Source organism: Vibrio sp. V31_P5A7T61, from assembly GCF_009904895.1.
In the GTDB taxonomy this organism is placed as follows: Bacteria; Pseudomonadota; Gammaproteobacteria; order Enterobacterales; family Vibrionaceae; genus Vibrio; species Vibrio metschnikovii.
The window spans coordinates 24,601-50,709 of the sequence record NZ_WXWI01000033.1 but is presented as its reverse complement, the minus strand read 5'-3'; the positions used below and the strand labels follow the sequence as shown (position 1 = coordinate 50,709).

Here is a 26,109-nt window from a genome sequence, read left to right as displayed (position 1 = left end):
TTGATGGAGATAGAGTTTACATGGGTGACTTAGGGGGAACACTCTGTCGTATCGGGATGCCATTTTAGTTCGTTTAGGTTCAACAGTTTGAAATGGCTTATTAATCTTGTGCGTAACCATGGTTTTGGAAAACATCGCTAGGCGCAAGATGTGAAATGAGTCACTAAGTTTACGGTAAATGGTTAAATGTTGTTCGTTTAGTGGCTTATTTCCAAGCCAGTTGATTAGGACCATAAGGCTTCATCTCCTGTAGGGAACGATGCAACCGTTCAAGAACAATTTCTGGTGTATCGGCTTCTTTAAAGTGGGTTGAAGCGGCACTAAGAGTGATGGTGATCTGTTTATCGCGAAATTTAAAAGGCAGTCTAGCCACATTACGCTGTATTTTTTGTATAACCTGATAGCACTCATTATCGGCGCGTTCTGGCAACAGTAAGATGAATTCTTCTCCTGAAAAACGCGCGGCGGTATCGGTTTTTTCCAGTTCTTTATGAATGGTTCGAGCAATCACTTTTAACGCTTTATCCCCAGCAAGATAACCAAAATTTTCATTAATCGCTTTAAAAGCATCAATATCTAAAATCACCAAACGCAAATTATGCTGCGTGCGAATCCAGCGCCGATACTCTAATTCTAATCGATCATTAAACGCAGTGCGGTTATACAATTTGGTCAGTGGATCTTGCAGTAGTCGCTGCGCTTGATCTTCTAATCGACGGCGATAATCTTGAGTCAGTTCTAGCAAGGTTTCCATTTGGTGCTGGGTATATTGCATACGTTCAATCAGCACTTGTTCTCGTTGTTCAGCATGAATCAAACGCTCGGATAAGGCTTCAATTTCACTAAATACCGCACTTACAGGCTTATTGGATTCGTTGGTTTGAGATGATAAAGCATGCTGGCCGCGGTTGACGAGGTGAAGGAGATCTTGATGCATATGTTGGCGATGCTGTTGATAATGGGTGCTTTGCTCAAGATTAACGCGGGTGCTTTGCAGATTTTTCGATAATGAACTATTGATTTGTTCGAGGAATTTCTCCGAGTTTTTACGCTCATATTGAGTACCATCGATGACTAATTTCAGCACTTGCAAAGCCAGCTCAAGTAACCCTTGGCTATTAACCCCAAGCAGCAGCTTGCTGCGGATATCCGTCAGTAAATCTCCAGCCTCACCTTCAAAATCCAGCTCGGTGATCAGGTGCTGTAGTTCATCACTGAGCTGAGTCAGGAGTGCTTTATCGCCGTAATGGGGAGCTTCTTGATGCCCGAGATTAGGATTATGAGCAAAAATTTTCACCGCACGTTGGTATAAATGTAATAGACGCAACGCTTGATCTTGCTGATTGATGGTGTGATTGGTGCTTAACAATTGCTGAACATCGCGTTTCAGTTTGATGGGTAATCCCGGTAGATACAACAGGGTCTCTGCACACTGTTTCACTCGGACATCCATAGGGTGAGTTTGATGTTCATCGTTCGACGTTTGTGATTTCAACATGCGCTCCAGTACGGCTAAACCAGGAAAATTGAGCTAGTCTTTAATGGCCAATTTACACTATCTCAAGGATGAGACGCTATTTATCAATCTGTCGATAATAACAAATAATTAGTGGAGGTCATTAGCTCAATCTGTTAACCGCATAGCATTTATCCATCTTTTAAGAACTTTTTAATCTGCTCTTCATCACGATAAGATGAGTGAACCTTAATCAGTCCTTGATTGATCGCTTGTTGACACGATTTTCGGATGTTACTTGAGGCGAAACTGGCCGCAGGGGCGTTATCAATCGCCTTAAAATAGACCCAATGGCTGGTGTTGTCTTTTAGGCTCAGCTCTCTGGCGACCCCTGTAGCCATCAATAAAATATCCAATAATTCTTTATCATTAATGGCGGTGTAGGCTCTGGGTAAAAAAGGATAATCGGCAATTCCTAAGCGAATGGTTCGGTTTAAACGCCGCTCTGGTTGGAACTGATTGATTAAGTCTTGGACTTTATTAAACAGCTCTTCTGGTGGCCGATCTCTATCGATATTGGGTTCAATGTACAGTAAGTTTGCATCCGAGAAATGATAGAGCCGGGCTGGCTCCTCAAGATGGTCAGTTAAAAAACGCCCAAAAGCATGTTCGAGCTCTACGCCTGCCGTATAGCCATGTTGTAAGTACATACTGCGCAGGAAAGGGAGATCAATCATCGCGAAGCGCAGACGATCATTTAACGGTTCATGAATCAATTCACCAATTAACCACTGCTCGTAATTATAGCTACTGCGTTGAAGAGAAGAGAGTAACTTCGCATTGAGCATTCTTAGGTTGGGTAAACGAGAGCGAGAATGCGTGAATAAATGGCTATTCAGCTCATCGATTTCGTCTTGTTGGTTTTGGATAATATAACCACGACGCATCAGGTAGAGAAACAATACAATGCTGGTTAAAAATAGCGTAAAAGCGATTTTTTGAAATTTGCTGTATTCACGTTGAGTTGCTTGTAGGGCTTTTTCTTGGCCGACTAAATGCAGGGTTTGTTCAACAAATTCTTTTTGCTGGCGAAAGGCATCTTCACTAATTTGGTTAAGCTGAGCTTGGCGAAGTTGAGTGATTTGGTGGCTTTTTTTACTCCATTCTAATGCGAGTAAATACTGCTCTTTTTGCTCATAACCTAAGGAAAGAAGTTGATAGGCTTGCTCTTCAATTTCCATGTCGTGTAGCGTTTCATTAAACTTGATTGCCGCTTGGGCGTAGTCAATCACTTGTCTATTGTTTTGCTGAGATAGGGCTAACTGAGCACTAAGTAAGGCGGCTCGCGCTTGCAAGCGTAGGTTTGGTGTGTATTGAAGGAGTTCCTTCGCCACGCTGAGATATTGTTCGGCTAGCGTATAGTTATAGAGCTGCCGATAAGTCGCGGATAAACTTAACCGAACATCAATCACACTGGCTAGATTGAGTTCACTACTTTCATGATCGATAACATTAAAATAATGCACCAAGGCTAAATTGTACTTACCTTGTTGAAAATAAACATCCCCCATCCGTTTAAGCACAGAAACAAGGATCGGCGATTTTTCATAGTTACCATAAAACTCGGCGGCTTGAGAGAGATGAACTAAAGCTTTATCCAGTACCCGACGTTCATAAAACAACTGCGCTAATAGATTATTGGTTTTTGCTAATTCTGCGCTGGCATTGGTTTCTATCGCCCCCCAATAAGCCGTGAGTAGTTCAGATAAGGCTAAATTGTAGAGTTTATGGTGTAGATAATGTTTTCCGACGATCACGTGATATTCAATCAAGGGTTTTTTGGCTTGCAATGATTCAAGATAAGGTTTGGCTTCTGCAAACAGTTGATTAGCTAAAGTTAGCTCGTTATTTTGTGACGCAATTTCTGCGCTGAGCATGGTGATATGGTAATCAATCTGCTTAGAGAGGCGATGTTCTTCGAGCAAGAGAGGGTGCTGATTGGTGATCTCGCGCAGTTGTTGACGAGCGGCATCGGCATCGTGATTGTGTCGCCACTGTAAACGAATCGTCATAATATCTAGCTCTAACGCCAAATAAGGAAGATCATGCTCTTGCGCGAGCTGTTTGGCTTCATCGAGCGTATCAAACGCCGTTTGTGTATTACCCAAGATAAACTCAGCAGTGGCTAAAATTTTTAGCGCATCAATGGTACTGCTTGGCGTTCGAATGCGGCTATCGGTTTCATCTCGACTAATATTAGACGGTGTTTTTTCGGTTTTATCCGCCAGCTTACGCTGCTCTAAATACTCTTCGACGAGATTTTTGGCCTGAATGGGAGAAATCTCCAATAAACCGTGTGCTTCGTTAAGTTGCGGCAAAGCGTAGACGGCGGCTTTTACCCAAGGAGAAATGCTCAGTAGGAGTAGGCAAACGTAAGGTATCCAGCGGAAAGAGGGCATTATAATGGGCGTCCTTTTATTGGCGAGCCATGCGCAAATTATGCTCAGGTGAAGGTCGTTCGGTTGAGCGGAATGGATTGATGTCTAAGCCGCCTCGACGTGTGTAACGCGCCAATACAGTGAGCTGTTTAGGCTGGCAGTAACGACACAAATCATGGAAAATTCGCTCAACGCATTGCTCATGAAATTCATTATGCTCACGGAATGAGACAATATAACGCAATAATGCTTCGCGTTGTATTTTCGGCCCGTGATAGGTGATTTCAACACTGCCCCAATCCGGTTGATTGGTGATCAAGCAGTTTGATTTGAGTAAGTGGCTGTGCAGAGTTTCGGTGATGATTTCAGCTTCCGTCGCTTGTTCCAATAAGGTAGCATCAAACTGATAGTGATCGATTTCAATATCTTGCTGATCAATACATTCACCTTGCATCGAAACAATCGGTTGATTGGTATAGTGATCGAGTGGGAATAACTGCACTGCAACGCTTTCACCAGCGCACGCCGACAGATCGTTTATCAAGTGAGTTTGTACCGTTTGCCAGTCTTGAAAACGAGATTGATTGAAGCTGTTTAAGTACAGTTTGAACGATTTAGACTCAATTAAGTTAGCGCTGGTGGCTGGAATGCGCACTTCACCAATCGCCACTTGTGGTAGGCCTTTACTGTTTAACCAAGAGAGTTCATATAAAGTCCAAATGTCACAGCCTTGAAAAGGGAGTGTCTCACCAAGATCGAGATCGTTGCGGTTGAGGCTACGTGGCACAGGCTGCAACAAACTTGGGTCATATTGGCTGGCATAGGCAGTGACTTTGCCAAGGGTTAAGCCAGATAGCTCTTTGGCATCAGAATATTTGCTCATCATTTATCATCAAATCGATTAGAATAATCAGAATTTTACGCAATACTGCTCACGCTGTCATTAGCGTTTGTCGTCAGTTTCGTTATGGAGAACCCTATGGCTCATTTGGTCGCCGCCGCGTTGCGTGATTTCTCGCAACGTTATCTTCAAGCTTATCAACAGAGACATCATCATCTGCCTAGCAGTGATGAGTTAAGCCATATGCCTTCCCCTTGCATTGAGCAGCAAAGTAACAATAGCGTTTATTGGCAGCCAGTGGAACGTGATCACAGTGCTGATTTACAGGCGGTGGAGCAGGGAATTGAGCTGAGTTTGCATAGTGATATTGTGCCTTTTTATGGCAGCCAATACAGTGGCGATTTACCCGCAACGTGGCGCGGTCACTCGCTGACGTTATTGCAAGTCTGGAGTGATGACGATTATCTTCGTTTACAGGAAAATATTCTTGGCCACTTGGTGATGCAACGGCGTTTAAAACAAAAGCCAACCATTTTTATTGCGACCACAGACGATGAAATGGCGGTGGTGTCGATTTGTAATCTCACTGGGAATGTGATTAGAGAAACGTTAGGTACCGACGAGCGGGAAGTCTTGTGCGCCGATGTGGCGGATTTTTTAAACCAACTTGAGCCAGCGGTGTAGAACGATGTATGTAGTAGAGCTTGAGTTTGAATGTTTTGATAACACGACCATCAGTGCGGTAGATAAAGCGGTCAACGGTTTGATGGATGCCTTGCGCTATAACGGTCAAGTGTTGGGTAGAGAGTTTCCGCTGGTGCTTGGTGATGGCGAATTTTTCTTGCGCGCCGTGTGCCCAGAACAAGATAGTTTGCACCCGAAATACCATTCAGATTTTGTCAAAGCTTGTTTGCATCGCTTATCGGAGGCTTGTTTACTGGCGCCTAAAGTGCGTTTGCTTGGCCGTGATATTAACTCAGAACAAGCAGCAGATATCGAGCCACCGAGTTGGCAGGTGCTATACACCACTTATGTGCATACTTGCTCGCCACTCCGTAGCGGCGATACCTTATTGCCTATTCCTTTGTATCGTAATCCGCCTACCTTTAATGGTGACCATAAAGCGGTGATCAAATGGCAAACGGAATGGCAAGCTTGTGATGAAATTCAGATGGCAGGAGGCTGCAAAGCTGAACACGCCGCGCTGCATGAGCTGTGTGATATTGATAGCGATCTGTTTCGTCGTGGTTGGGATTTACGGGGACGTATCGAGTATTTAACCAAGATCCCGACCTATTACTATCAGTACCGAGTGGGTGGAACGAGCTTAGCCGATGAGCAAACTCGTCCTTGTCCTAAGTGTGGCGGCGCGTGGTTACTGGATGAGCCTATCCATGAGATTTTCCATTTTAAATGCGATGACTGCAAAATCGTTTCTAATCTCTCTTGGGATCATTTGAAAAATGAGCCCGTCGCTTGATCCTAATGGCGAGCATTGACTGATGACCGCTAATAAAAAAGAGACCAGCCAGTGGCGGTCTCTTTTTTGTCGTGCATTTTCAGTAGTGTTGGTCAGTTACCAGCCTTTGACTGCGCCACCATGGAAAATTTCTGAGGCGGCTTTATACACTTCGTCAGTTTGATAGGCTTTGAGGAAGTTTTGTACGTTCTCAGCATTAACATTATCTTGACGAGCAACCAGTAGGTTCACGTAAGGTGAGTTTTTATCTTCGACAAAAATACCGTCTTTTTCAGGGGTAAGATTAATCGAGCTGGCGTAAGTGGTGTTAATGATGGCTAGTGCGACATCATCCAAAGCGCGAGGTAGCTGAGCGGCGTCCAGTTCCATAATGCGCAGGTTTTTCGGATTGTCAGTGATATCACGCACGGTCGCAAGTAGGCCAATATCATCACGTAAGGTGATTAAACCTTGTTGTTGTAGCAGCAATAGAGAGCGACCTAAATTGGTTGGGTCATTGGGCACCGCGACTCGTGAGCCAGTAGCTAATTCATCAAGAGTGGTGATTTGTTTTGAATAGCCAGCGATAGGATAAACAAAAGTGTTACCAACAATCGCTAGCTTATAGCCGCGATCGGCAATTTGACGATCTAAATAAGGTTTATGTTGAAATGCGTTAGCATCAATCGAACCATCGTTAAGCGCAGCGTTTGGGGTAACATAATCAGAAAACGTTACCAGCTGGACTTCAAGGTTATAGCGTTCTTTAGCGACGCGAGCCGCCACTTCCGCCACTTGTTCTTCAGCACCGGCAATCACGCCAACTTTGATTTTGTTCATGTCGACCGCTTTTTCGCCGCATCCCGTTAATACAATAGCCGCGGCAGCAATCGCCAATAAACCTTTAAGTGAAAACTTCATTATTATCTCCTTGTTATATAAACATTATTATCTATGATCAACGCGGCGCACTAAGTGGTCACCAACCGATTGAGTAATTTGTACCAAAATAATGAGCATGATGACGGTGACGGTCATTATGGTGACGTCGTAGCGATGAAAGCCATAACGAATCGCCACATCACCTAAACCGCCGCCTCCCACGGTGCCTGCCATGGCTGAGTAGCTGACTAAGGTCACCAAGGTGATGGTTACCGAGTTTAAAATGGTTGGCATCGCCTCTGGTAACAGGACTTTACGAATAATTTGTAAAGGCGTTGCGCCGATGGCTTGCGCCGCTTCAACCAGTCCGCTTGGCACTTCAATTAATGCTCCTTCAATTAAACGGGCAACAAAAGGAATCGCACCGATGGTTAAAGGGACAATTGCCGCAGTGGTGCCAATGAAAGTGCCGACCAGCATTTTGGTGATAGGAATAATTGCCACCATCAACACCAAAAACGGAATCGAGCGGCCAATATTGACGATAGCGCCAAGGACGCGATTGAGCTTGGTATTTTCCAATAATCCGCCTTGTTTGGTGGTATGCAAAATAACTCCGAGTGGGATACCAATGGCAAAACCAATAATGCCCGCGACTGCCACCATATAAATGGTTTGCCAAGTGGCGCTGAGTAGTAAATCACCATTAAAAGCGATCCAGTCGATAATCGTATTAAAGGACATAACCAAGCACCTCAACTTTTACATTATTGTCGCGAAGATAATCTATCGCCGCTGCAGCATTATCATCATCACCGAAAATTTCTGCGACCATCATGCCAAATTTCACCCCGCCAGCGTAATCGAGATCAGAACTTAAGATACTGACGTCAATATTAAATTTACGGGCGATTTGTGACATTAATGGCGCGTCAACAGTGGCTCCTGTGAATTCCAAGCGCACTAACGGATAGCTTCCAGCCACACGAGTCGGTTGTAAGCGAGCCTGATAATCTTCAGGAATAGACAGATCTAACGTTGAGCGAATAAATTGATGGGCTAATTGGGTTTTAGGATGTGCGAAAATATCGCCTACCGTGCCTTTTTCCACCAATTCGCCATCACCGATGATCGCCACTTGGTGACAAATGCTTTTCACGACATCCATTTCATGGGTAATAAGTAAAATTGTGATATTCAGTTTGCGGTTAATTTCTTTCAGCAGCTCTAAAATCGATTGAGTTGTCGCCGGGTCAAGCGCACTGGTGGCTTCATCACATAACAGCACTTTGGGTTCGCAAGCCAGTGCGCGAGCAATCGCCACACGCTGCTTCTGGCCGCCACTTAAATTGGCAGGATAGGTATGACGTTTATCCGCTAAACCGACGAGTGTTAGTAGCTCGCTAACTTTGTGCTCAATATGCTCATGGGTATGATTAGCCAGCTCTAATGGTAGAGCAATATTATCGAACACGGTGCGGGATGAAAGCAGATTAAAGTGCTGGAAAATCATCCCAATATTGCGTCTGGCTTGGCCTAATTGCTGATTCGTTAACTGAGTTAAATCAATCCCATCAACAATCACACGTCCACTGGTCGGTTTTTCTAATAGGTTAACGCAACGGATGAGAGTACTTTTCCCCGCTCCCGATGCGCCGATGACACCAAAAATCGTTCCTTGGCTAATCTCTAGATCAATGTTTTTCAAAGCGTGAATAGCTTTATCACCCTGATGAAAGACTTTATTAACTTGATGAAGTTGAATCATAAACGAAACCCGTATCGAGATAGGCGCATACACCTGAACTGTCCTTTGATTTGATGCTATGAGTTCTCGCTTTTTAAGTCAATAGATATTTTTACGTCTAGACGTCTAAATTGCCGTGAAATAAAAGTAATCAACTTAACGACTCATTAAGGAAGGAATAGTTGAAGTGCTGACGTTACTGGCAGTGATGCAATACTTTTGCGTGTAGCATCTTGAGTATAGTTGAGTATAATTCTTAGCAAATACATCCTAAGAGAGCAATATTTTGGCGAAACCTGCTGTGTTTTTGGATCGTGATGGTGTGATTAATGTCGATCATGGTTATGTGCACGATGAGCACGATTTTCATTTCATCGAAGGGGTCTTCACTGCGGCAAAGCAGTTAAAAGAGATGGGTTACTTATTGGTACTGGTGACCAACCAATCAGGGATAGCTCGTGGATTGTTTAGTGAAGATCGCTTTCTCTCTTTAACGCAATGGATGGATTGGAACTTTGTCGATCATGGTGTCGAGCTGGATGGTATCTATTATTGTCCACATCATCCAGAACATGGCGTTGAGCCTTATCGTCAAGAGTGTGATTGTCGTAAGCCTAAGCCGGGAATGTTGCTTTCTGCACGCGACTTTCTAAAAATAGACATGGCGAACTCAGTGATGATTGGTGATAAAGCGGAAGATATGATGGCTGCTCAAGCGGCAGACGTTGGGCGGAAAATTTTAGTGCGTACTGGTAAAGCGATTACTCCACAAGGTGAAGCCTTGGCTGAGGTTGTGTTGGAGAGTATTGCCGATGTGCCTGCTTATTTGGCAGCTCAATCGTTGGTGGCAAAGGATTAATGGCTAAAAAACTGACCATAACCGACATTGCTCGCCTTTCAGGTGTCGGTAAATCGACGGTATCTCGGGTATTAACCAATGATCCGAAAGTAAAACCTGAAACTCGGCAACGAGTCGAGCAGGTGATTGCCGAGTGCGGTTATGTACCTTCGAAGTCCGCTCAGTCGATGCGTGGCGGCAGTCAAAAAGTGGTGGGGGTGATTATTTCCCGCTTAGATTCGCCATCAGAAAATCGTTCGATCAGCAGTATGTTACAGGTGCTGTATGCGCACGGTTATGATGTGGTGATCATGGAGAGCCAATTTAATCGTGATAAAACCCGTGAGCATCTCAACGTACTTGAAAAGCGTAATGTCGATGGTGTGATTGTTTTTGGCTTTACGGATATTGATTTAGCGTCATTAGCAGAGTGGCAAGATAAAGCGGTGTTGGTTGCCATGGATCATGATTCCATTTCTTCGATTAATTACGACCATCAAGCTTTAATTGAAGCAGCCTTAACCCATCTTAAGCATAAAGGATTAACCAATATTGCGTTTATTGGCGTTAATCCAAAAGATAAAACAACCGGTTTAATGCGCTTACAAGCTTATCTGAATTGGTGCCAACAGCAGGGTATCGAAGCCAGATTTGAAACTGGTGAGCTACACCATGAAAGCGCTTATCAGTTGGTTGATAACGTTTTAAATGCTCATACTGAGGCCATTGTCTGTGCCAGTGATACTTTGGCTTTGGGCGTCATTAAGCGCTTACAAGAGCAGCAGCGTGATGACATTGTTGTAACGGGTGTCGGTGGTAATGAGCTGCTGTCTTTTTTATTTCCTAACATCTATAGCGTTGATCCGGGTTATCGTCAGGCTGGCAAGCAAGCCGCAGAGCTACTCATTAAGCACTTATCTGGTGAGTTAACCGAACCGGTACATTTAACTCAACCCCCCGCTTATTTTAGATAACGCCATGAGTGTTGGGCTTTCTAGGTGATCTGAAAACTCTTCTTAATTATCAGTGGGTTATTCTTCATTTTTCGTTAACTCTGTATGGTCAGAGTTAACGTGTTTTATCCCCACTTTCTTTTAACGCGACGACCTTTGTTAACCTAGCGACCACTGCAAATTCTTTGGATGTTGCGTATCTCTTTTACTATTGATGATTCGATTGTTTGTGATCGCTTTCAATTAATGGGATTGTTCCCATTTTGGTTTTTCATTCATTGTGTCATTATTCAATCAGATTTGGGATTGTTCCCACAGTAAGTTCAACTATTATAAGTAAAAACCAAATAGGGTGGATAAGGGTATGGGTAAGATAGTCAAACAAGACGTGGTACGTCTTATTGAGCTGATCGGCGGTAATGAAAATATTGCCAGTGTCAGCCACTGCTTAACTCGCTTACGTTTTGTATTAAACGATACTGAAAAAGCCGACATTAAGCAGATTGAAACCATTGGTATGGTCAAAGGTTGCTTTACTAATGCGGGGCAGTTTCAAGTAGTGATTGGTACTGAGGTTGACGAGGTTTATAAAATCTTGCTGCAACTGACGGGTAAATCAGAAGCGTCAAAAGACGATGCCAAACTTGCCGCGCGTAAAAATATGAATGCGTTAGAGCGTGGTATTTCCCATTTAGCTGAAATCTTTGTCCCTCTATTACCAGCGATCATCACCGGTGGTTTGATTTTAGGTTTCCGCAATGTGATTGGCGACATCAAGATGTTTGATGGCCAAACATTAACTGAAATTAGCCAGTTTTGGGCCAGTGTCCATGCCTTTTTATGGTTAATTGGTGAAGCGATTTTCTTCTTCTTACCGGTCGGGGTGTGTTGGTCGACGGTCAAGAAACTCGGTGGGACACCGATTTTGGGGATTACCCTTGGGGTAACCTTGGTTTCTCCGCAATTGATGAACGCCTATCTGATCGGTACTCAAGTACCAGAAGTGTGGGATTTTGGCTGGTTTGCGATTGAAAAAGTCGGCTACCAAGCTCAGGTTATTCCTGCCATTCTTGCTGGGGTGGTGTTGGCCTTTATTGAAACCAATCTCAAACGCATTATTCCTGCTTATTTGTATTTAGTCGTTGTTCCTTTTGTATCGATTATTCTGGCGGTGATTTTAGCACATGCATTCATTGGCCCATTTGGACGTGTGATTGGTGATGGGGTAGCGTTTGCGGCTAAAGCGGCGATGACGGGCGATTTTGCAGTGTTAGGCTCAATGGTGTTTGGCTTCCTCTATGCACCACTGGTGATCACCGGGATTCACCACACCACTAACGCGGTTGATTTACAACTTATGCAGCAACTCGGTGGTACACCGATTTGGCCACTGATTGCTCTTTCTAATATTGCTCAAGCATCTGCTGTGGTTGGCATTATCATTATCAGTAAGAAACATGGTGAACGCGATATTTCAGTGCCAGCGGCAATTTCCGCTTATCTTGGTGTGACTGAACCTGCGATGTACGGTATCAACCTCAAGTATAAATTCCCAATGTTGAGCGCGATGATTGGTAGTGCACTAGCTGCGGCAATTTGTGGTAGTGCTGGCGTTATGGCTAATGGCATCGGCGTTGGTGGCTTGCCAGGTATTCTCTCCATTCAACCGCAATATTGGCTGACTTTCTTAGTCGCGATGGTGGTGGCGATTATCGTTCCGGCTGCCTTGACCTTAGTGATGTACAAGCGTGCGTTAGCCAAAGGCGAATTAGAAGTCAGTAAAGCGTAACTAGCATTTTTAGAGTGGCTGATTGGCCACTCTGTTGATTATTTTGGTAAGTGAGTAAGTTATGAGTGCAGTTAATCAAGATCCGTTATGGTGGAAAACCGCCACCATCTATCAAATTTATCCGAAAAGCTTTTGCGATAGTGGCAATAAAGGCACTGGCGATATTCCGGGTATTATTTCTAAGCTCGATTATTTGCAGAAATTAGGCATCGATGCCATCTGGTTAACGCCGGTTTATCAATCGCCGATGATCGATAATGGTTATGATATTGCCGATTATTACGCCATTAACCTCGATTTTGGCACCATGGCTGACTTTGATCAGCTATTAGAACAGGCGCATCAGCGTGGTATTCGTATCATTATGGATATCGTGGTTAACCATACCTCCACGGATCATGCATGGTTTCAATCGGCTCTGGGTGATAAAAATAGTCCTTATCGTGATTACTATATTTGGCATGATCCGGTCGAGGGTGGTGTCCCCAATAATTGGCAATCAAAGTTTGGCGGCAGTGCGTGGGCGCTCGATAAAGCGACCAATCAATATTATCTCCACCTATTTGCTGAGCAGCAGGCGGATTTAAACTGGGAAAACCCTCAGGTTCGCCAAGAAGTCAAAGATGTGATTGCATTCTGGGCTGAAAAAGGCGTTGATGGATTTCGCTTAGATGTGATTAATTTAATCTCTAAGCAGCAGGATTTTCCTAATGATCAACAAGGGGATGGTCGCCGTTTTTATACCGATGGTCCACGGGTTCATGAGTACCTGCAAGAGATCAGCCGCGATGTATTCCAGCGTTATGGCAGCGTAACGGTGGGTGAAATGTCATCAACGACTTTAGAGCATTGCCAGCAATATTCTTCGTTAGACGGTAAAGAGCTGTCGATGGTATTTAATTTCCATCACCTTAAAGCCGATTATCTCAATGGTGAAAAGTGGACTAAAGCGCCGTTTGATTTTCTGCAATTGAAGCAAATTTTCAATCATTGGCAGACGGGGTTAAATGGTCAAGGCTGGGGAGCGCTATTTTGGTGTAACCACGATCAACCGCGGGTGGTTAGCCGTTTGGGCAATGACAGCCAATATCGGGTTGAATCAGCGAAAATGTTGGCGGCCTCGATTCATATGATGCAAGGGACTCCTTATGTCTATCAAGGGGAAGAGATTGGCATGACTAACCCTGGTTACACTTCCATTGAGCAGTATCGCGATGTGGAAAGCACCAATATGTATAACATTATGGTTAATCAGCAAGGGGTTAGTGATCAAGAGATGTTGGTGATTTTGGCGCAAAAATCTCGTGATAATTCTCGCACGCCGATGCAGTGGAACAGTCAAGCCTACGCTGGGTTTAGCCAAGGTCAGCCTTGGCTAGAAGTGGCGAGTAATTATCCACAGATCAATGCTGAACAAGCGCTGGCCGATAAAAATTCGGTGTTTTACTTTTATCAACGTTTGATTGAATTACGTAAAACCGTACCAGTCATCACCCATGGTGATTATCGAGATCTCTTGCCGTCACATCCGGCTATCTTTGCGTATCAACGCCAAGATGATCAGCAAATCCTGTTGTGTATCAATAACTACTACGATCAAGAAGAAGAGTGGGTGTTACCGGATGAGTTACCATTAGAAAATGCTCGTTATCTATTAGGTAATTATGCCGGTATTGAGCAGCAATCGGTATTAGCACATCAAGTTCTCCGTCCTTACGAAACGCGAGTGATAGTGATTGATCGATAATCCTGATTGAGTCTGTTTTAAGATTCGATGTTTGGCTTCACGTTTAATAATGTGAAGCCTTTTTTATTATCTGAAAGTCTACCTGCTAGAGGGGATAGTATGGATTGAAGATACAAAAAAGCCTGCTCTCTGAGCAGGCTTAATCAATATGGTGGAGGGGGACGGATTCGAACCATCGAAGGCGGAGCCGGCAGATTTACAGTCTGCTCCCTTTGGCCACTCGGGAACCCCTCCAAGGGGTTTACGGATAACGTATTCGTTATCACGTCACTTAACTGACGTTTTCCCAACGCATCAATCAAGGATTTCTCTTACGAGAGAATATGGTGGAGGGGGACGGATTCGAACCATCGAAGGCGGAGCCGGCAGATTTACAGTCTGCTCCCTTTGGCCACTCGGGAACCCCTCCAGGGGTTTACGGATAACGTATTCGTTATCACGTCACTGACGTTTTCCCAACGCATCAATCAAGGATTTCTCTTGCGAGAGAATATGGTGGAGGGGGACGGATTCGAACCATCGAAGGCGGAGCCGGCAGATTTACAGTCTGCTCCCTTTGGCCACTCGGGAACCCCTCCAAGGGTTTACGGATTAATTCGATTCAATCCGAGGCTGAATCGACGTTTTCCCAACGCATCGCTCAGCTGCGGAGCGCATATTATCAAACTCGGCCTTACTGTAAACCCTTTTTTGATGATTTTGAATTGAATGCTGGCTTTTTGGGCAGAACATGGCAGATATTAAGGTTTATCTTCATTATGCTTAGTTTGCTTATGTTGTGATGGTGTAAGCCATCATCTTGCTCTCAAAGCCCTTATTAATGATGTTTATCGTCAATCATCAAAGTATTGCGAACGTTAGCGCCTCTATTCTAAGTTTACTCACACGAGTAAACTTACCGTTTTTAAAAGTATCTTTACGTTACTTGACGTTTATTGTTCTTAGAAACGGTTACAATGGAATCAGTAACTTATTACCTGAACCTGATCATGAAAAAAATATCGCTACTTGTTGCTTTGTTATTCATCTCATTGCCGACTTTTTCGACTATGGCTTCTGCCCCCATGGCGACGCCTGTGGTGATTGAGTCGGTACAAGTACATCAAATTTCTCAACGTTTATCGTTAATTGGTAAATTAGTGGCTGATCAATCGATAAGTATTTCGGCCGAGGCGGCTGGACGAATCGATAGCATCATGGTTAAAAGCAATCAGTTGGTTAAAAAAGATCAATTGCTGATGACATTACACGATGCTAAAGCTCAAGCCGCCGTCAGCGAAGCGCAAGCTTATTTGCGTGATGAACAGCGTAAACTCGCGGAATATGAGCGCTTAGTGCAACGTAATGCGATTACACAAACCGAGCTGGACGCTCAACGCTCGAGTGTTGATATTGCTCAAGCAAGACTAGCGGCTGCTCAAGCTCAGTTGGCTGATTTTCGTATTACAGCGCCGTTTGATGGCACGATTGGCTTCATTGATTTTAATCGTGGTCAATTAGTGAGTATCGGGAACGAACTCATGACATTGGATAACCTATCAGTGATGCGTTTAGACTTGCATGTACCAGAGCGTTATTTATCGAGTTTATCACGCGGGATGACCGTATTAGCACAAACGACCGCTTGGCCTGATCAAGTCTTCACCGGTACAGTCGTTGCGATCGATTCACGGATTAATCCAGAAACATTAAATTTACGCGTGCGGATAGAGTTTAAGAATCCTCAGCAACGTCTTAAACCTGGGATGCTTATTTCTGCTCGACTCGACTTTCCGCCTATCTCAGCTCCGATCATCCCGGTACAAGCTTTAGAATATTCAGGCACCAAACGCTATGTCTATGTGGTTGGTGACGATCATCGGGTGACTCGTACAGAGGTGCTATTGGGCACTCGAATCGACAATCAAGTGGTGATTGAACGAGGCTTAGAGATTGGTCAACGCATTGTAGTTCAAGGGATTGTCAATATGCGTGATGGGCTAAGCGTAAGGGAAGTTACTGCTGACGGTCAACCGGTTAAGAAAGGCGCACAATAATGTTGTTATCAGATATTTCAGTAAAACGCCCCGTTGCGGCGGTGGTGTTAAGCTTACTATTGTGTGTTTTTGGTTTGGTTTCTTTTTCTAAACTTTCTGTACGTGAAATGCCGGATATTGAAAGCCCTGTCGTATCAATTTCGACGCGATACAGCGGTGCTTCTGCGACCATTATTGAAAGTCAAATCACTTCAGTACTTGAAGACCAATTGGCCGGGATCAGTGGGATTGATGAAATTAGCTCAACCACCCGTAATGGCATGTCCCGAATTACCGTCACCTTTAAGCTTGGTTACGATTTGAATGAAGGGGTGAGCGATATTCGTGATGCCGTTGCGCGGGCGAAACGATCACTACCAGAGCAAGCCGATGATCCGCAGGTGTTTAAGAATAATGGTTCGGGTGAGGCCTCGGTATACATTAACTTAAGCTCATCCACGATGGATCGTACTCAGCTTACCGATTATATCGATCGCGTACTGGTTGATAGGTTTAGCTTGATCAGTGGCGTTAGCTCAGTGGATATTTCGGGCGGCTTATATAAAGTTATGTACGTTCGTCTTAATCCAGAACAAATGGCAGGGCGCGGTATCACCACCACCGATATTACCAATGCGTTGCGGCGAGAAAATATTGAAAGCCCCGGCGGACAAGTTCGTAATGATTCTACGGTGATGTCAGTACGCACGGCGAGAAGCTATCAAAGTGAAGAGGATTTTCAGTCATTAGTGATTAAACAAGCCAGTGATAATACGCCTATCTATTTGCGCGATGTAGCGGATGTCTTTATCGGTGCGGAAAATGAAAACTCGACCTTTAAAAGTGATGGAGTGGTCAATGTCAGTATGGGGATTATTCCTCAATCTGACGCCAATCCGCTGGAGGTAGCTGCTCGGATTCATCAGGAAGTCGATCGTGTTCAGCCGTTTTTACCAGAAGGAACTCGATTGGCGATTGATTACGACTCAACGGTGTTTATTGAGCGTTCGATTGAAGAGGTCTATAGCACGCTCTTTATTACCGGTGGGCTGGTGGTACTGGTGCTGTATATTTTTATTGGTCAAGCGTGTGCGACCTTAATTCCTGCGGTTACCGTGCCGGTTTCATTAATATCGTCGTTGATTGCTGCCTATTATTTTGGTTTTTCGATTAACTTGATCACGTTAATGGCGTTAATTTTAGCTATCGGATTGGTGGTGGATGACGCGATTGTGGTGATGGAAAATATCTATCATCATATTGAACAAGGAGAGAAACCCTTGCTGGCGGCTTATAAAGGGGCGCAGGAAGTGGGGTTTGCGGTGATTGCTACCACACTGGTCTTAGTGATGGTTTTTTTACCGATCTCGTTTATGGATGGCATGGTAGGGTTACTCTTCACTGAGTTTTCGGTTCTGTTAGCGATGTCCGTGATTTTCTCTTCTTTAATCGCGTTAACCTTGACCCCGGTTCTAAGCAGCAAAATTTTACGCGCCAATGTCAAACCGAACCGTTTTAATCGCATGGTCGATAAACTGTTTGCTCGATTAGAAGCCAACTATCGCCGTGCTTTACAACTCGCTTTGCGTGCAAAGTGGGCCGCGCCGTTAGTGATCATCGCCTGTGTTGGGGGCAGCTATGCGCTTAATCAACAGGTTCCCGCTCAGTTAACCCCTTCTGAAGATCGCGGCGTGATTTTTGCGTTTGTACGTGGTGCTGATGCGACCAGTTATAACCGCATGGCAGCTAATATGGATTTGGTCGAATCACGATTAATGCCATTACTCGGCCAAGGCTTTTTAAAGTCTTTCAGTATTCAATCGCCAGCGTTTGGTGGTAACGCTGGCGATCAAACCGGCTTTGTGATCATGATCCTCGATGATTGGAATGAGCGCGATATCACCGCTCAACAGGCTTTGAATCATATACGACAAGCGCTGGCGGGTATTCCTGATGTGCGTGTGTTCCCATTTATGCCGGGTTTCAGAGGCGGCTCTAGTGAACCAGTGCAGTTTGTTCTTGGTGGATCCGATTATGAAGAGCTACAACAATGGACTGAGGTGCTTAAACAGCGTGCAACAGAATCACAGATGATGACTGGTGTTGACAGTAATTATTCAGAGAAAACGCCAGAACTGGTTGTGTCGGTTGATCGTCAGCGTGCCGCTGAACTCGGTATCAGTGTACAAGAGATTTCTAATACCCTAGAAGTGATGCTTGGTGGACAAAAGGTCACAACCTTTGTCGAGCGAGGAGAAGAATACGATGTGTATTTACGTGGTGACGAAAATCGCTTCAATAACGCTTCAGATTTGAGTCAGATCTACTTGCGAACAGCATCAGGGGAGTTAGTGACCTTAGACACTTTGACCCATATTGAAGAGGTTGCATCCTCGATTCGTTTAGCGCGTTACAATAAGCAAAAAGCGATCACTATGACGGCTAACCTTGCCGAGGGGTATACCTTAGGCCAAGCGCTCGACTTTTTGGATAAGACAGCTCAAGAGATATTACCGAGTGATATCACCGTCAGCTACTCGGGGGAATCAAAAGATTTTCGAGAAAATCAATCCAGCGTTGCGATTGTCTTTGCATTAGCTTTGCTAGTCGCCTATTTGGTCTTGGCGGCGCAATTTGAAAGCTTTATCAATCCGTTAGTGGTGATGTTCACTGTGCCTATGGGCGTGTTCGGTGGATTTGTCGGGCTATTTGTCATGGAGCAGGGGATGAACATTTATAGCCAAATTGGGATGATCATGCTGATCGGTATGGTGACGAAAAATGGTATTCTGATTGTTGAATTTGCCAACCAGCTGCGCGATCGAGGCTATGAATTCGAGAAAGCCATCATTGATGCTGCTGCGCGACGTCTACGGCCGATTCTGATGACGGCGTTTACCACTCTGGCTGGAGCGATACCACTGATTTTATCGACAGGAGCGGGCTATGAAAGTCGAGTTTCGGTCGGGACCGTGATTTTCTTTGGGATGGCGTTTGCGTCATTGGTGACATTATTTGTTATTCCAGCGATGTATCGACTGATTTCACAAACGACGCGTTCACCGGGCCACGTGGCTGCTGAATTGGATAAAGCGATCAGTCATGATGTGAAATCACGTGCAACCCATTAATCAATAATGAGCGCTGTTTTGATTAGCGTATAAAGAAAAACGCCTTAAACCGATGTCGGCTTAAGGCGTTTTTCATGACTAGCACTTAGATTTAAGGTTGATAAGTAACGTTATAGCGAGTGGGTTTGTGATTCATACTCAGTACTAGATTCAAGATAATCGCCCCAAAAATGGATAACAACATTGTACTGGGGCTAATAAAGAACAAAGAAGCACTCAGTATTAATCCGTCGATCACCATCTGTACATGACCCGCAGGTATTGCATGCCTATCTTGTATCGCTAAACAGAGGACATTAAAACCGCCTAAACTCGCGCGATGACGAAAAAGAATCAGCATGCCGAGGCCCATTAATAGTCCGCCCGCCAGCGCACAGTAAAATGGATTTATCTCACTAAGGGTAATGAACATGGCCAAATGATCAGTAAAAACCGAGACTAATGCCCCGCATAAGGCGCTATTGATAGCAAATCGACCACCGAAACGACGCCAAGCTAATAAATAAAATGGACTATTAGCTATAAAATACAGCCAGCCAAATGACCAAGGCAAAAAGTGGGTCATCAGCAGTGCCAATCCAGCGGTTCCGCCAGTCAGTAGTTCTCCAGCTTGGAGAAAAAAGACGCCTTGCGCTACTAAGAACGTTCCAGTCAGCATGGCGATTATATCTTCTTTGTGGGTGTGTTTATCCATTGCTACAGCTCAAAAGATCAATCGGATTAGAGGGAATAGTTGCGCGCTATAGTAATGAAAAGTCGCGATTTCCGGTAGCATACTAGGTGAAATTAAGGTAGATCTATGTCATTGGCGTTTTACAGGCTGTAAAGCGTAACATTGACACTTAAGCGATAGGTTCACGTTAAGCGGACTATTATCGTTAGTCATGATGAAAAAACTGCATGATATTTTATGTAATTTACACTTTATGAGACACGTTAAATTAGGTAGAATGCGCGCCATTAGGGTGACGAAAACGTTTGCGTTGGGTCATTGTGTGGTTTTTATGCCCAAAAGATACTAAGTCGTTTGGGGATAGCTAATTTCAGATAAATCTGAGTCAGGAGATACAGATGCTTAAGCGTGATATGAATATCGCTGATTACGATGCGGAGTTATTCGCAGCAATCCAAGAAGAAACGCTTCGTCAAGAAGAACACATCGAGCTTATCGCTTCAGAAAACTACACTAGCCCACGGGTTATGGAAGCACAAGGCTCTCAGCTCACCAACAAATACGCTGAAGGTTACCCAGGCAAACGTTATTACGGCGGTTGTGAATACGTTGATAAAGCTGAAGCATTAGCGATTGATCGCGCTTGTCAGCTATTTGGTTGTGAGTACGCTAACGTTCAGCCACACTCTGGTTCTCAGGCTAACAGTGCCGTTTATATGGCGTTGCTTAACCCAGGCGATACTGTATTAGGCATGAGTCTGGCTCATGGTGGTCATTTAACTCATGGCTCTCCAGTTAACTTTTCTGGTAAGCACTACAATATTATCCCATACGGTATTGATGAAAGCGGTAAGATCAATTACGAAGAGATGGAAGCACTGGCTCTTGAGCACAAGCCAAAGATGATCATTGGTGGTTTCTCTGCTTATTCGCAAATCGTTGATTGGAAACGGATGCGCGAAATTGCCGATAAAGTTGACGCTTACTTTTTTGTCGATATGGCACACGTCGCTGGTTTGATTGCTGCTGGGGTTTATCCAACGCCGCTCCCTTATGCGCATGTAGTGACCACGACGACCCATAAAACGTTAGCCGGCCCTCGTGGTGGTTTGATTTTGTCCAATGCGGGCGAAGAGATGTATAAAAAGCTTAACTCGGCCGTTTTCCCGGGTGGGCAAGGTGGTCCATTAATGCATGTTATTGCGGCTAAAGCGGTAGCATTTAAAGAAGCAATGGAGCCTGAGTTTAAAGAGTACCAAGCACGCGTAGTAAAAAATGCCAAAGCGATGGTGGCTCAATTCCAAGAGCGCGGTTACAAGATTGTTTCTAACAGCACCGAGAATCACCTATTCTTAGTCGATTTGATCGATAAAGGCATTACTGGTAAAGAAGCCGATGCCGCACTGGGGGCTGCGAATATCACCGTGAACAAAAACTCGGTACCCAACGATCCGCGTAGCCCATTTGTAACCTCGGGTATCCGTATTGGAACGCCAGCGATCACACGTCGTGGATTCACTGAGCAAGATGCACAAGATTTGGCAAACTGGATGTGTGACGTATTAGATAACGCTAACGATCAAGCGGTTATCGAAGCGACTAAACAGAAAGTGTTAGCGATTTGTCAACGCTTACCGGTTTACGCTTAATACTTTGTCATAGTAGATAAAATGGCCCGCTAAGCGGGCCATTTTTGTAACGTGATAACCATCAATCAGCAATATTGATTGATAGGCTGATAACCGTATAGATTTGATAGGGTTATTTGACTTCTAATCCCTTCGCTTGCAAATCCGCATGATAAGATGAGCGAACAAAAGGTCCACACGCAGCATGGGTAAAGCCAAGCTCAAGAGCGATCTCTTTTAGTTCATCAAATTCTTCAGGTGGCACGTAGCGCTCAACGGGTAGATGGTGACGACTTGGTGCCAAATACTGACCTAATGTTAGCATCGTCACGCCATGCTCTCGTAAATCTTTTAAGACTTGGATGATCTCTTCTTTAGTTTCACCTAAGCCCATCATGATCCCTGATTTTGTTGGTACATCAGGATGCTGCTCTTTAAACTTACGCAGCAATTCTAAAGACCATTTATAGTTTGCCCCAGGGCGCGCTTTACGGTACAGGCGTGGAGCCGTTTCTAGGTTATGGTTAAGCACATCTGGCGGATTGTCTTTGAGTTTTTCTAGCGCAATGTCCATGCGACCACGAAAATCAGGGACTAAGGTTTCGATACGGATCCCCGGATTGAGCGCGCGAATTTCGCGGTTGCAGTCTGCAAAATGTTCAGCGCCACCATCGCGTAAGTCATCACGGTCGACGGAAGTGATCACGACATACTTGAGCTTCATATCACGAATGGTTTCAGCGAGTTTTTTCGGCTCAGCGGCATCAACGGCATTCGGGCGTCCATGGGCTACATCACAAAATGGACAACGTCGAGTACAGATAGCACCAAGGATCATAAACGTAGCGGTGCCATGATTAAAGCACTCCGCCAAGTTAGGGCAAGACGCTTCTTCACAGACAGAGTGAAGATTATTTTTACGCATCGCGGCTTTAATTTCTTGTATACGCTGGCTATCGGCAGGGAGTTTTATTTTCATCCACGATGGCTTACGTAGCACTTCTTTTTGCTCAACCGGCATGTTTTTCACCGGAATCAGTGCCATTTTATCGGCGTCACGGTATTTAACGCCTTTTTCCATTTGAATTGGTTTGCTCATGCTATTTTACCTATAAAAGGTGCTTCTGTGCTGAATTCGACTTGTTGATAACCGAATAAACGGACAAGCTCTTGGATCATTTGCTGTTCAATTTCTGCTAAGTTATCTGGCCCACCTAAGTCGCAGACTTGCACCATTTCCATGCCTTGATAACCACAAGGGTTAATGCGCAGAAAGGGAGAAAGATCCATATTGACGTTAAGGGCAAGACCGTGAAATGAACAGCCTTTACGAATACGTAAACCTAGTGAGCATATTTTCTTTCCATCGACATAGACACCTGGAGCATCTGGACGAGCGGCAGAATTAATATGATAGGTTTTTAAAGTGTCGATCACGAGTTGTTCAATACCAGTGACCAATTCTCGAACGCCGAGCTTCTTGCGTCTTAAATTAATCAACACATAGACCACTAATTGACCAGGGCCATGATAAGTGACTTGACCACCACGATCACTCTGTACGACCGGGATATTTCCTGGATTGAGAAGATGCTCAGCTTTACCTGCTTGACCTTGGGTAAAAACGGGATGGTGTTCAACAAGCCATATTTCATCGGCCGTTTGTTCATCACGTTGATCGGTAAACTGATGCATGGCTTGCCAAACAGGCAAATAATCTTGTCGACCCAGTCGCCTGATAACAAGCGGATTATCCATTGTCGTTGTCCACCAGTGATATATAAAGTTTTTTGATTATAAACATCTTAGACGCTTTGAACTACTCATCTCGGGGATTTTTTTAACCTCATTTTTTTTATGAGTAATTTAAGGTGATGAAAAATAAAAAAAAGCAGCATAATGCTGCTTTAAAAATAATGTATAACAATTAAAATTTTTTTGATGTTTCGCTGCAACTCAGTGTTATAGAACCATACGGACGATCTCGATATCGCCTAGCTCTTTATACAGTGTTTCTACTTGCTCAATCGATGTCGCCGTGATGGTCACCGAAACCGAATGGTAGTTGCCTTTGCCACTTGGCTTAACTCGCGGACTATAGTCACCAGGAGCATGGCGCTGGATCACTTCTAACACAAGTTCTGGTAACTCAGGTTTCGCATGGCCCATAACTTTGTAAGTAAAAGAACAAGGAAACTCTAAAAGATCTTTTAATTTGGCATCAGAGTTAATGGTCATCATAGTGAAAGCTCCAAGATTTGCTTAAGCGGTGGCGGATAGTACCGTCAATTTAAAGATATCTCAAGTTGGCGATAGGCTAACGCTGCGATGAGTTTCGCTGAGCTAGCAGACGTACCCACATCGCAGCAAGTGTTAAAGGGGGGAGTCTACCACCCCTTTAATACTCGGAATTAGAACAAGCTTTTAAAGAGTAGTACTAAGTAATCCCATAGACGACTTAATAGACCACCTTCTTTGACATCTTCTAACGCCATCAGAGGATATTGAGCAATTTCATTACCTTGTACTTGGTAATAGAGGGTACCCACGACATCCCCTTTATTGATTGGTGCTTTGAGTTCTTTTTCTAAGACAAAGCTAGCCGTCAGATCTTTGGTTTGACCGCGTGGCAGCGTAACGTAAGTATCTTGTTTTACACCCAGTGCAACGGTTGGTTTGTCGCCCATCCAAATCGTTTCGTTAACAAAGGTTTCGCCTGCTTTGTGCGGAGCGACTGTTTCAAAAAAGCGGAAACCGTAACTGAGCAGCTTTTTACTTTCCGTTTTACGAGAATTAATATCTTTAGTCCCCATCACGACGGCAATCAAGCGCATGTTGCCTTCGGTCGCTGAGCTGACCAAACTGTAACCAGCATTAGTCGTATGGCCAGTTTTAATGCCGTCGACGTTCATACTTTTATCCCAAAGTAATCCGTTACGATTGTATTGGGTTATGCCGTTGTAGGTGAATTTTTGCTCGGCGTAGAGAGCGTATTCATCTGGCACGTCTCGGATTAATGCTTGACCTAATAAGGCCATATCATAAGGCGTAGAGTAGAGTTCAGGGTGATCGAGTCCATGCACATTGGCAAAATGTGTGTTGGTCATGTTCAGTGAACTGGCCCAAGCATTCATGAGATCGACAAAAGCATCTTCTGAACCTGCGACATGTTCTGCCATCGCAACACAGGCATCGTTACCTGATTGAATAATAATCCCTTTATTCAGATCTCGGACTTTAACCGAAGTGCCTACCTCGATGAACATTTTTGATGAATCGGGGTAGTTTTTCGCCCACGCATTTTCGCTGATCACCACATCGTCATCGAGAGAAATATTGCCACGGTTAAGCTCTTGGCCGATAACATAGCTGGTCATCATCTTGGTTAGACTGGCTGGAGAGAGCTTTGTGTTCATCTCTTTCTCAGCGAGGATTTTCCCTGAATGGTAGTCCATCAGCACATAGCCTTTGGCGGCAATTTGTGGGGCATCTGGAATGACAGTCGGTGCAGCAAAAGAGGATGCTGAAAACGTAGCAGATAGCGCAAAAGATGTCGCTAAAACAGAAAATAGAGAGATTTTTTTCATAATAATATTAAAACTATTGGTTAGTTATCGAATAGCTTAACAGAAACGACCTTGCAAATCAGACCGCTTATTCCTCCATGTATCGTTGAGCGGATAAAGGAGAAGACCGATCTGCTTTGCATCGACGTTACGGTTTTGCGTGGTGTTTTCTCACAAAAGCGGTGTCGTAACCGAGCGATTTTACACGCTCAAGTATTTCTTGCGTCAGGGCATAGTCAGTAAACGGCCCTAGAAATAACCGATGCTGTTGATGGTTACTCTCGACAAAACTTGGGACCGTCAGTTGGTCACTCATCTCGGCGGATAACTGCTCTACTCGCTGTTGATGCTGGGAGGCAGCAACTTGAATAACATACTGGGCAAACGGTGTTTTAAGAGGACGATTGCTGTTTCTTTCTACGGTAATGACCGCAATGTCAACATTGGCTGTCCCCGTTTGAATGACGCCTAACTTATACGCGGCAGCGTAACTTAAATCAATAATCCGCCCTTCATGAAATGGACCACGATCATTGACTCTAACAATGGCTTCTCGGCCATTATCCAAATTGGTGACTTTGACATAGCTTGGCAGGGGCAGCGTTTTATGTGCAGCCGTCATTGAATACATGTCATAAATTTCGCCATTAGACGTTAGATGGCCATGAAATTTTTTCCCATACCACGACGCTTGGCCACGCTCAGTGAACCCCTTGGGGTTACGAATGATCTGGTAGCTCTCACCTCGCAGTGTGTAATCGCGATTTCCTCCTAAGCTGTAGGGTTCGTATTGAGGATAGGCATCTTCAATATGTGCGACAGAAATCGGCGTATTAGGCGCTACGTCATTAAATAAAGCGTAACGCCCGGTTGGTTTACTGCTGCAACCGATGAGTAAAGCGCTACAAAGTAAGCTTAAGAGCAATGGATAGTGAGATGATTTCAT

At 44.4% G+C, this 26,109-nt stretch carries 20 protein-coding genes, 3 tRNA genes and 1 pseudogene; 9 read left to right on the top strand and 15 right to left on the bottom strand.

What is annotated here, in order from left to right; all coding sequences use genetic code 11:
- Positions 1-205: 205 nt before the first annotated feature.
- From CAG58_RS07770 to queF, 3 genes and pseudogenes are all read right to left on the bottom strand, one after another.
- Positions 206-1,522: pseudogene (locus CAG58_RS07770) on the bottom strand (diguanylate cyclase domain-containing protein); the annotation flags it as partial.
- Between the two features lie 125 nt (positions 1,523-1,647).
- Positions 1,648-3,915, bottom strand: a complete 2,268-nt coding sequence (locus tag CAG58_RS07765; RefSeq protein ID WP_161426462.1) for a tetratricopeptide repeat protein — start codon at positions 3,913-3,915, stop codon at positions 1,648-1,650.
- A 16-nt stretch (positions 3,916-3,931) separates the two neighbouring features.
- On the bottom strand, positions 3,932-4,777 hold the full coding sequence (gene queF, locus CAG58_RS07760; protein WP_161426461.1) for an NADPH-dependent 7-cyano-7-deazaguanine reductase QueF: 846 nt from the start codon (positions 4,775-4,777) through the stop codon (positions 3,932-3,934).
- A 96-nt stretch (positions 4,778-4,873) separates the two neighbouring features.
- On the opposite strand from queF, the gene syd reads away from it, so the two are divergent.
- On the top strand, positions 4,874-5,419 hold the full coding sequence (syd, locus tag CAG58_RS07755) for a SecY-interacting protein (protein ID WP_161426460.1): 546 nt from the start codon (positions 4,874-4,876) through the stop codon (positions 5,417-5,419).
- Between the two features lie 4 nt (positions 5,420-5,423).
- The gene (locus CAG58_RS07750; RefSeq protein WP_161426459.1) at positions 5,424-6,215 is read left to right on the top strand and encodes a Zn-ribbon-containing protein; all 792 of its coding nucleotides are present in this window, start codon (positions 5,424-5,426) and stop codon (positions 6,213-6,215) included.
- 96 nt (positions 6,216-6,311) lie between these two features.
- Here CAG58_RS07750 and CAG58_RS07745 read toward each other — a convergent pair whose 3' ends face one another.
- From CAG58_RS07745 to metN, 3 genes are read right to left on the bottom strand one after another with little or no spacing between them, the layout of a single operon-like run.
- Positions 6,312-7,115: a MetQ/NlpA family lipoprotein gene (locus CAG58_RS07745; protein ID WP_158138065.1), complete on the bottom strand. Its 804-nt coding sequence runs from the start codon at positions 7,113-7,115 to the stop codon at positions 6,312-6,314.
- Between the two features lie 27 nt (positions 7,116-7,142).
- A complete protein-coding gene (locus CAG58_RS07740; RefSeq protein WP_161426458.1) occupies positions 7,143-7,820 on the bottom strand; it encodes a methionine ABC transporter permease in 678 nt (225 codons plus the stop codon).
- Positions 7,810-8,844 (bottom strand): methionine ABC transporter ATP-binding protein MetN, encoded by a 1,035-nt coding sequence (metN, locus tag CAG58_RS07735; protein WP_040904568.1) that lies wholly within the window; start codon positions 8,842-8,844, stop codon positions 7,810-7,812. Before metN ends, CAG58_RS07740 begins: the two co-directional genes overlap by 11 nt.
- 265 nt (positions 8,845-9,109) lie before the next feature.
- Between metN and gmhB the strand changes: the two genes are divergently transcribed.
- The 4 genes from gmhB to treC all read left to right on the top strand — a co-directional run bounded on the left by gmhB (position 9,110) and on the right by treC (position 14,150).
- A complete protein-coding gene (gene gmhB / locus CAG58_RS07730; protein ID WP_158138067.1) occupies positions 9,110-9,682 on the top strand; it encodes a D-glycero-beta-D-manno-heptose 1,7-bisphosphate 7-phosphatase in 573 nt (190 codons plus the stop codon).
- Positions 9,682-10,635 carry a trehalose operon repressor TreR gene (treR, locus tag CAG58_RS07725; RefSeq protein ID WP_161426457.1) on the top strand — a complete coding sequence of 318 codons (954 nt, stop codon included), beginning with the start codon at positions 9,682-9,684 and terminating at the stop codon, positions 10,633-10,635. Before gmhB ends, treR begins: the two co-directional genes overlap by 1 nt.
- A 343-nt stretch (positions 10,636-10,978) precedes the next feature.
- A complete protein-coding gene (treB, locus tag CAG58_RS07720; protein WP_154168774.1) occupies positions 10,979-12,403 on the top strand; it encodes a PTS trehalose transporter subunit IIBC in 1,425 nt (474 codons plus the stop codon).
- 61 nt (positions 12,404-12,464) lie between these two features.
- Positions 12,465-14,150, top strand: a complete 1,686-nt coding sequence (gene treC, locus CAG58_RS07715) for an alpha,alpha-phosphotrehalase (RefSeq protein ID WP_161426456.1) — start codon at positions 12,465-12,467, stop codon at positions 14,148-14,150.
- Between the two features lie 149 nt (positions 14,151-14,299).
- On the opposite strand, the gene CAG58_RS07710 is transcribed toward treC, so the two are convergent.
- The 3 genes from CAG58_RS07710 to CAG58_RS07700 all read right to left on the bottom strand — a co-directional run bounded on the left by CAG58_RS07710 (position 14,300) and on the right by CAG58_RS07700 (position 14,728).
- Positions 14,300-14,384 (bottom strand) — tRNA-Tyr (locus CAG58_RS07710).
- 90 nt (positions 14,385-14,474) lie between these two features.
- Positions 14,475-14,559: transfer RNA gene (locus CAG58_RS07705), tRNA-Tyr, on the bottom strand.
- Between the two features lie 84 nt (positions 14,560-14,643).
- Positions 14,644-14,728, bottom strand: a tRNA-Tyr gene (locus tag CAG58_RS07700).
- A gap of 411 nt (positions 14,729-15,139) precedes the next feature.
- Here CAG58_RS07700 and CAG58_RS07695 point away from each other — a divergent pair.
- Positions 15,140-16,186 (top strand): efflux RND transporter periplasmic adaptor subunit, encoded by a 1,047-nt coding sequence (locus tag CAG58_RS07695; protein WP_161425518.1) that lies wholly within the window; start codon positions 15,140-15,142, stop codon positions 16,184-16,186.
- Positions 16,186-19,296, top strand: a complete 3,111-nt coding sequence (vexH, locus tag CAG58_RS07690; RefSeq protein WP_161425517.1) for a vibriobactin export RND transporter permease subunit VexH — start codon at positions 16,186-16,188, stop codon at positions 19,294-19,296. Before CAG58_RS07695 ends, vexH begins: the two co-directional genes overlap by 1 nt.
- A 91-nt stretch (positions 19,297-19,387) precedes the next feature.
- Here the strand turns inward: vexH and CAG58_RS07685 are convergent, their stop codons facing one another.
- On the bottom strand, positions 19,388-19,990 hold the full coding sequence (locus CAG58_RS07685; protein ID WP_154168770.1) for a YitT family protein: 603 nt from the start codon (positions 19,988-19,990) through the stop codon (positions 19,388-19,390).
- A gap of 377 nt (positions 19,991-20,367) precedes the next feature.
- On the opposite strand from CAG58_RS07685, the gene glyA reads away from it, so the two are divergent.
- Positions 20,368-21,618, top strand: a complete 1,251-nt coding sequence (glyA, locus tag CAG58_RS07680) for a serine hydroxymethyltransferase (RefSeq protein WP_154168768.1) — start codon at positions 20,368-20,370, stop codon at positions 21,616-21,618.
- Between the two features lie 112 nt (positions 21,619-21,730).
- Here the strand turns inward: glyA and lipA are convergent, their stop codons facing one another.
- The 5 genes from lipA to CAG58_RS07655 form a co-directional block, all read right to left on the bottom strand.
- Positions 21,731-22,696 carry a lipoyl synthase gene (gene lipA, locus CAG58_RS07675; protein WP_004395730.1) on the bottom strand — a complete coding sequence of 322 codons (966 nt, stop codon included), beginning with the start codon at positions 22,694-22,696 and terminating at the stop codon, positions 21,731-21,733.
- Positions 22,693-23,355: a lipoyl(octanoyl) transferase LipB gene (gene lipB, locus CAG58_RS07670; RefSeq protein WP_004395729.1), complete on the bottom strand. Its 663-nt coding sequence runs from the start codon at positions 23,353-23,355 to the stop codon at positions 22,693-22,695. The genes lipA and lipB overlap by 4 nt, the downstream gene beginning before the upstream one ends.
- A gap of 204 nt (positions 23,356-23,559) precedes the next feature.
- Positions 23,560-23,838, bottom strand: a complete 279-nt coding sequence (gene ybeD, locus CAG58_RS07665; protein ID WP_072668655.1) for a DUF493 family protein YbeD — start codon at positions 23,836-23,838, stop codon at positions 23,560-23,562.
- A 170-nt stretch (positions 23,839-24,008) separates the two neighbouring features.
- Positions 24,009-25,184: a serine hydrolase gene (locus tag CAG58_RS07660; protein ID WP_040904560.1), complete on the bottom strand. Its 1,176-nt coding sequence runs from the start codon at positions 25,182-25,184 to the stop codon at positions 24,009-24,011.
- Between the two features lie 127 nt (positions 25,185-25,311).
- Entirely contained in the window at positions 25,312-26,109 is a 798-nt protein-coding gene (locus tag CAG58_RS07655; protein WP_004395726.1) for a septal ring lytic transglycosylase RlpA family protein, read from the bottom strand.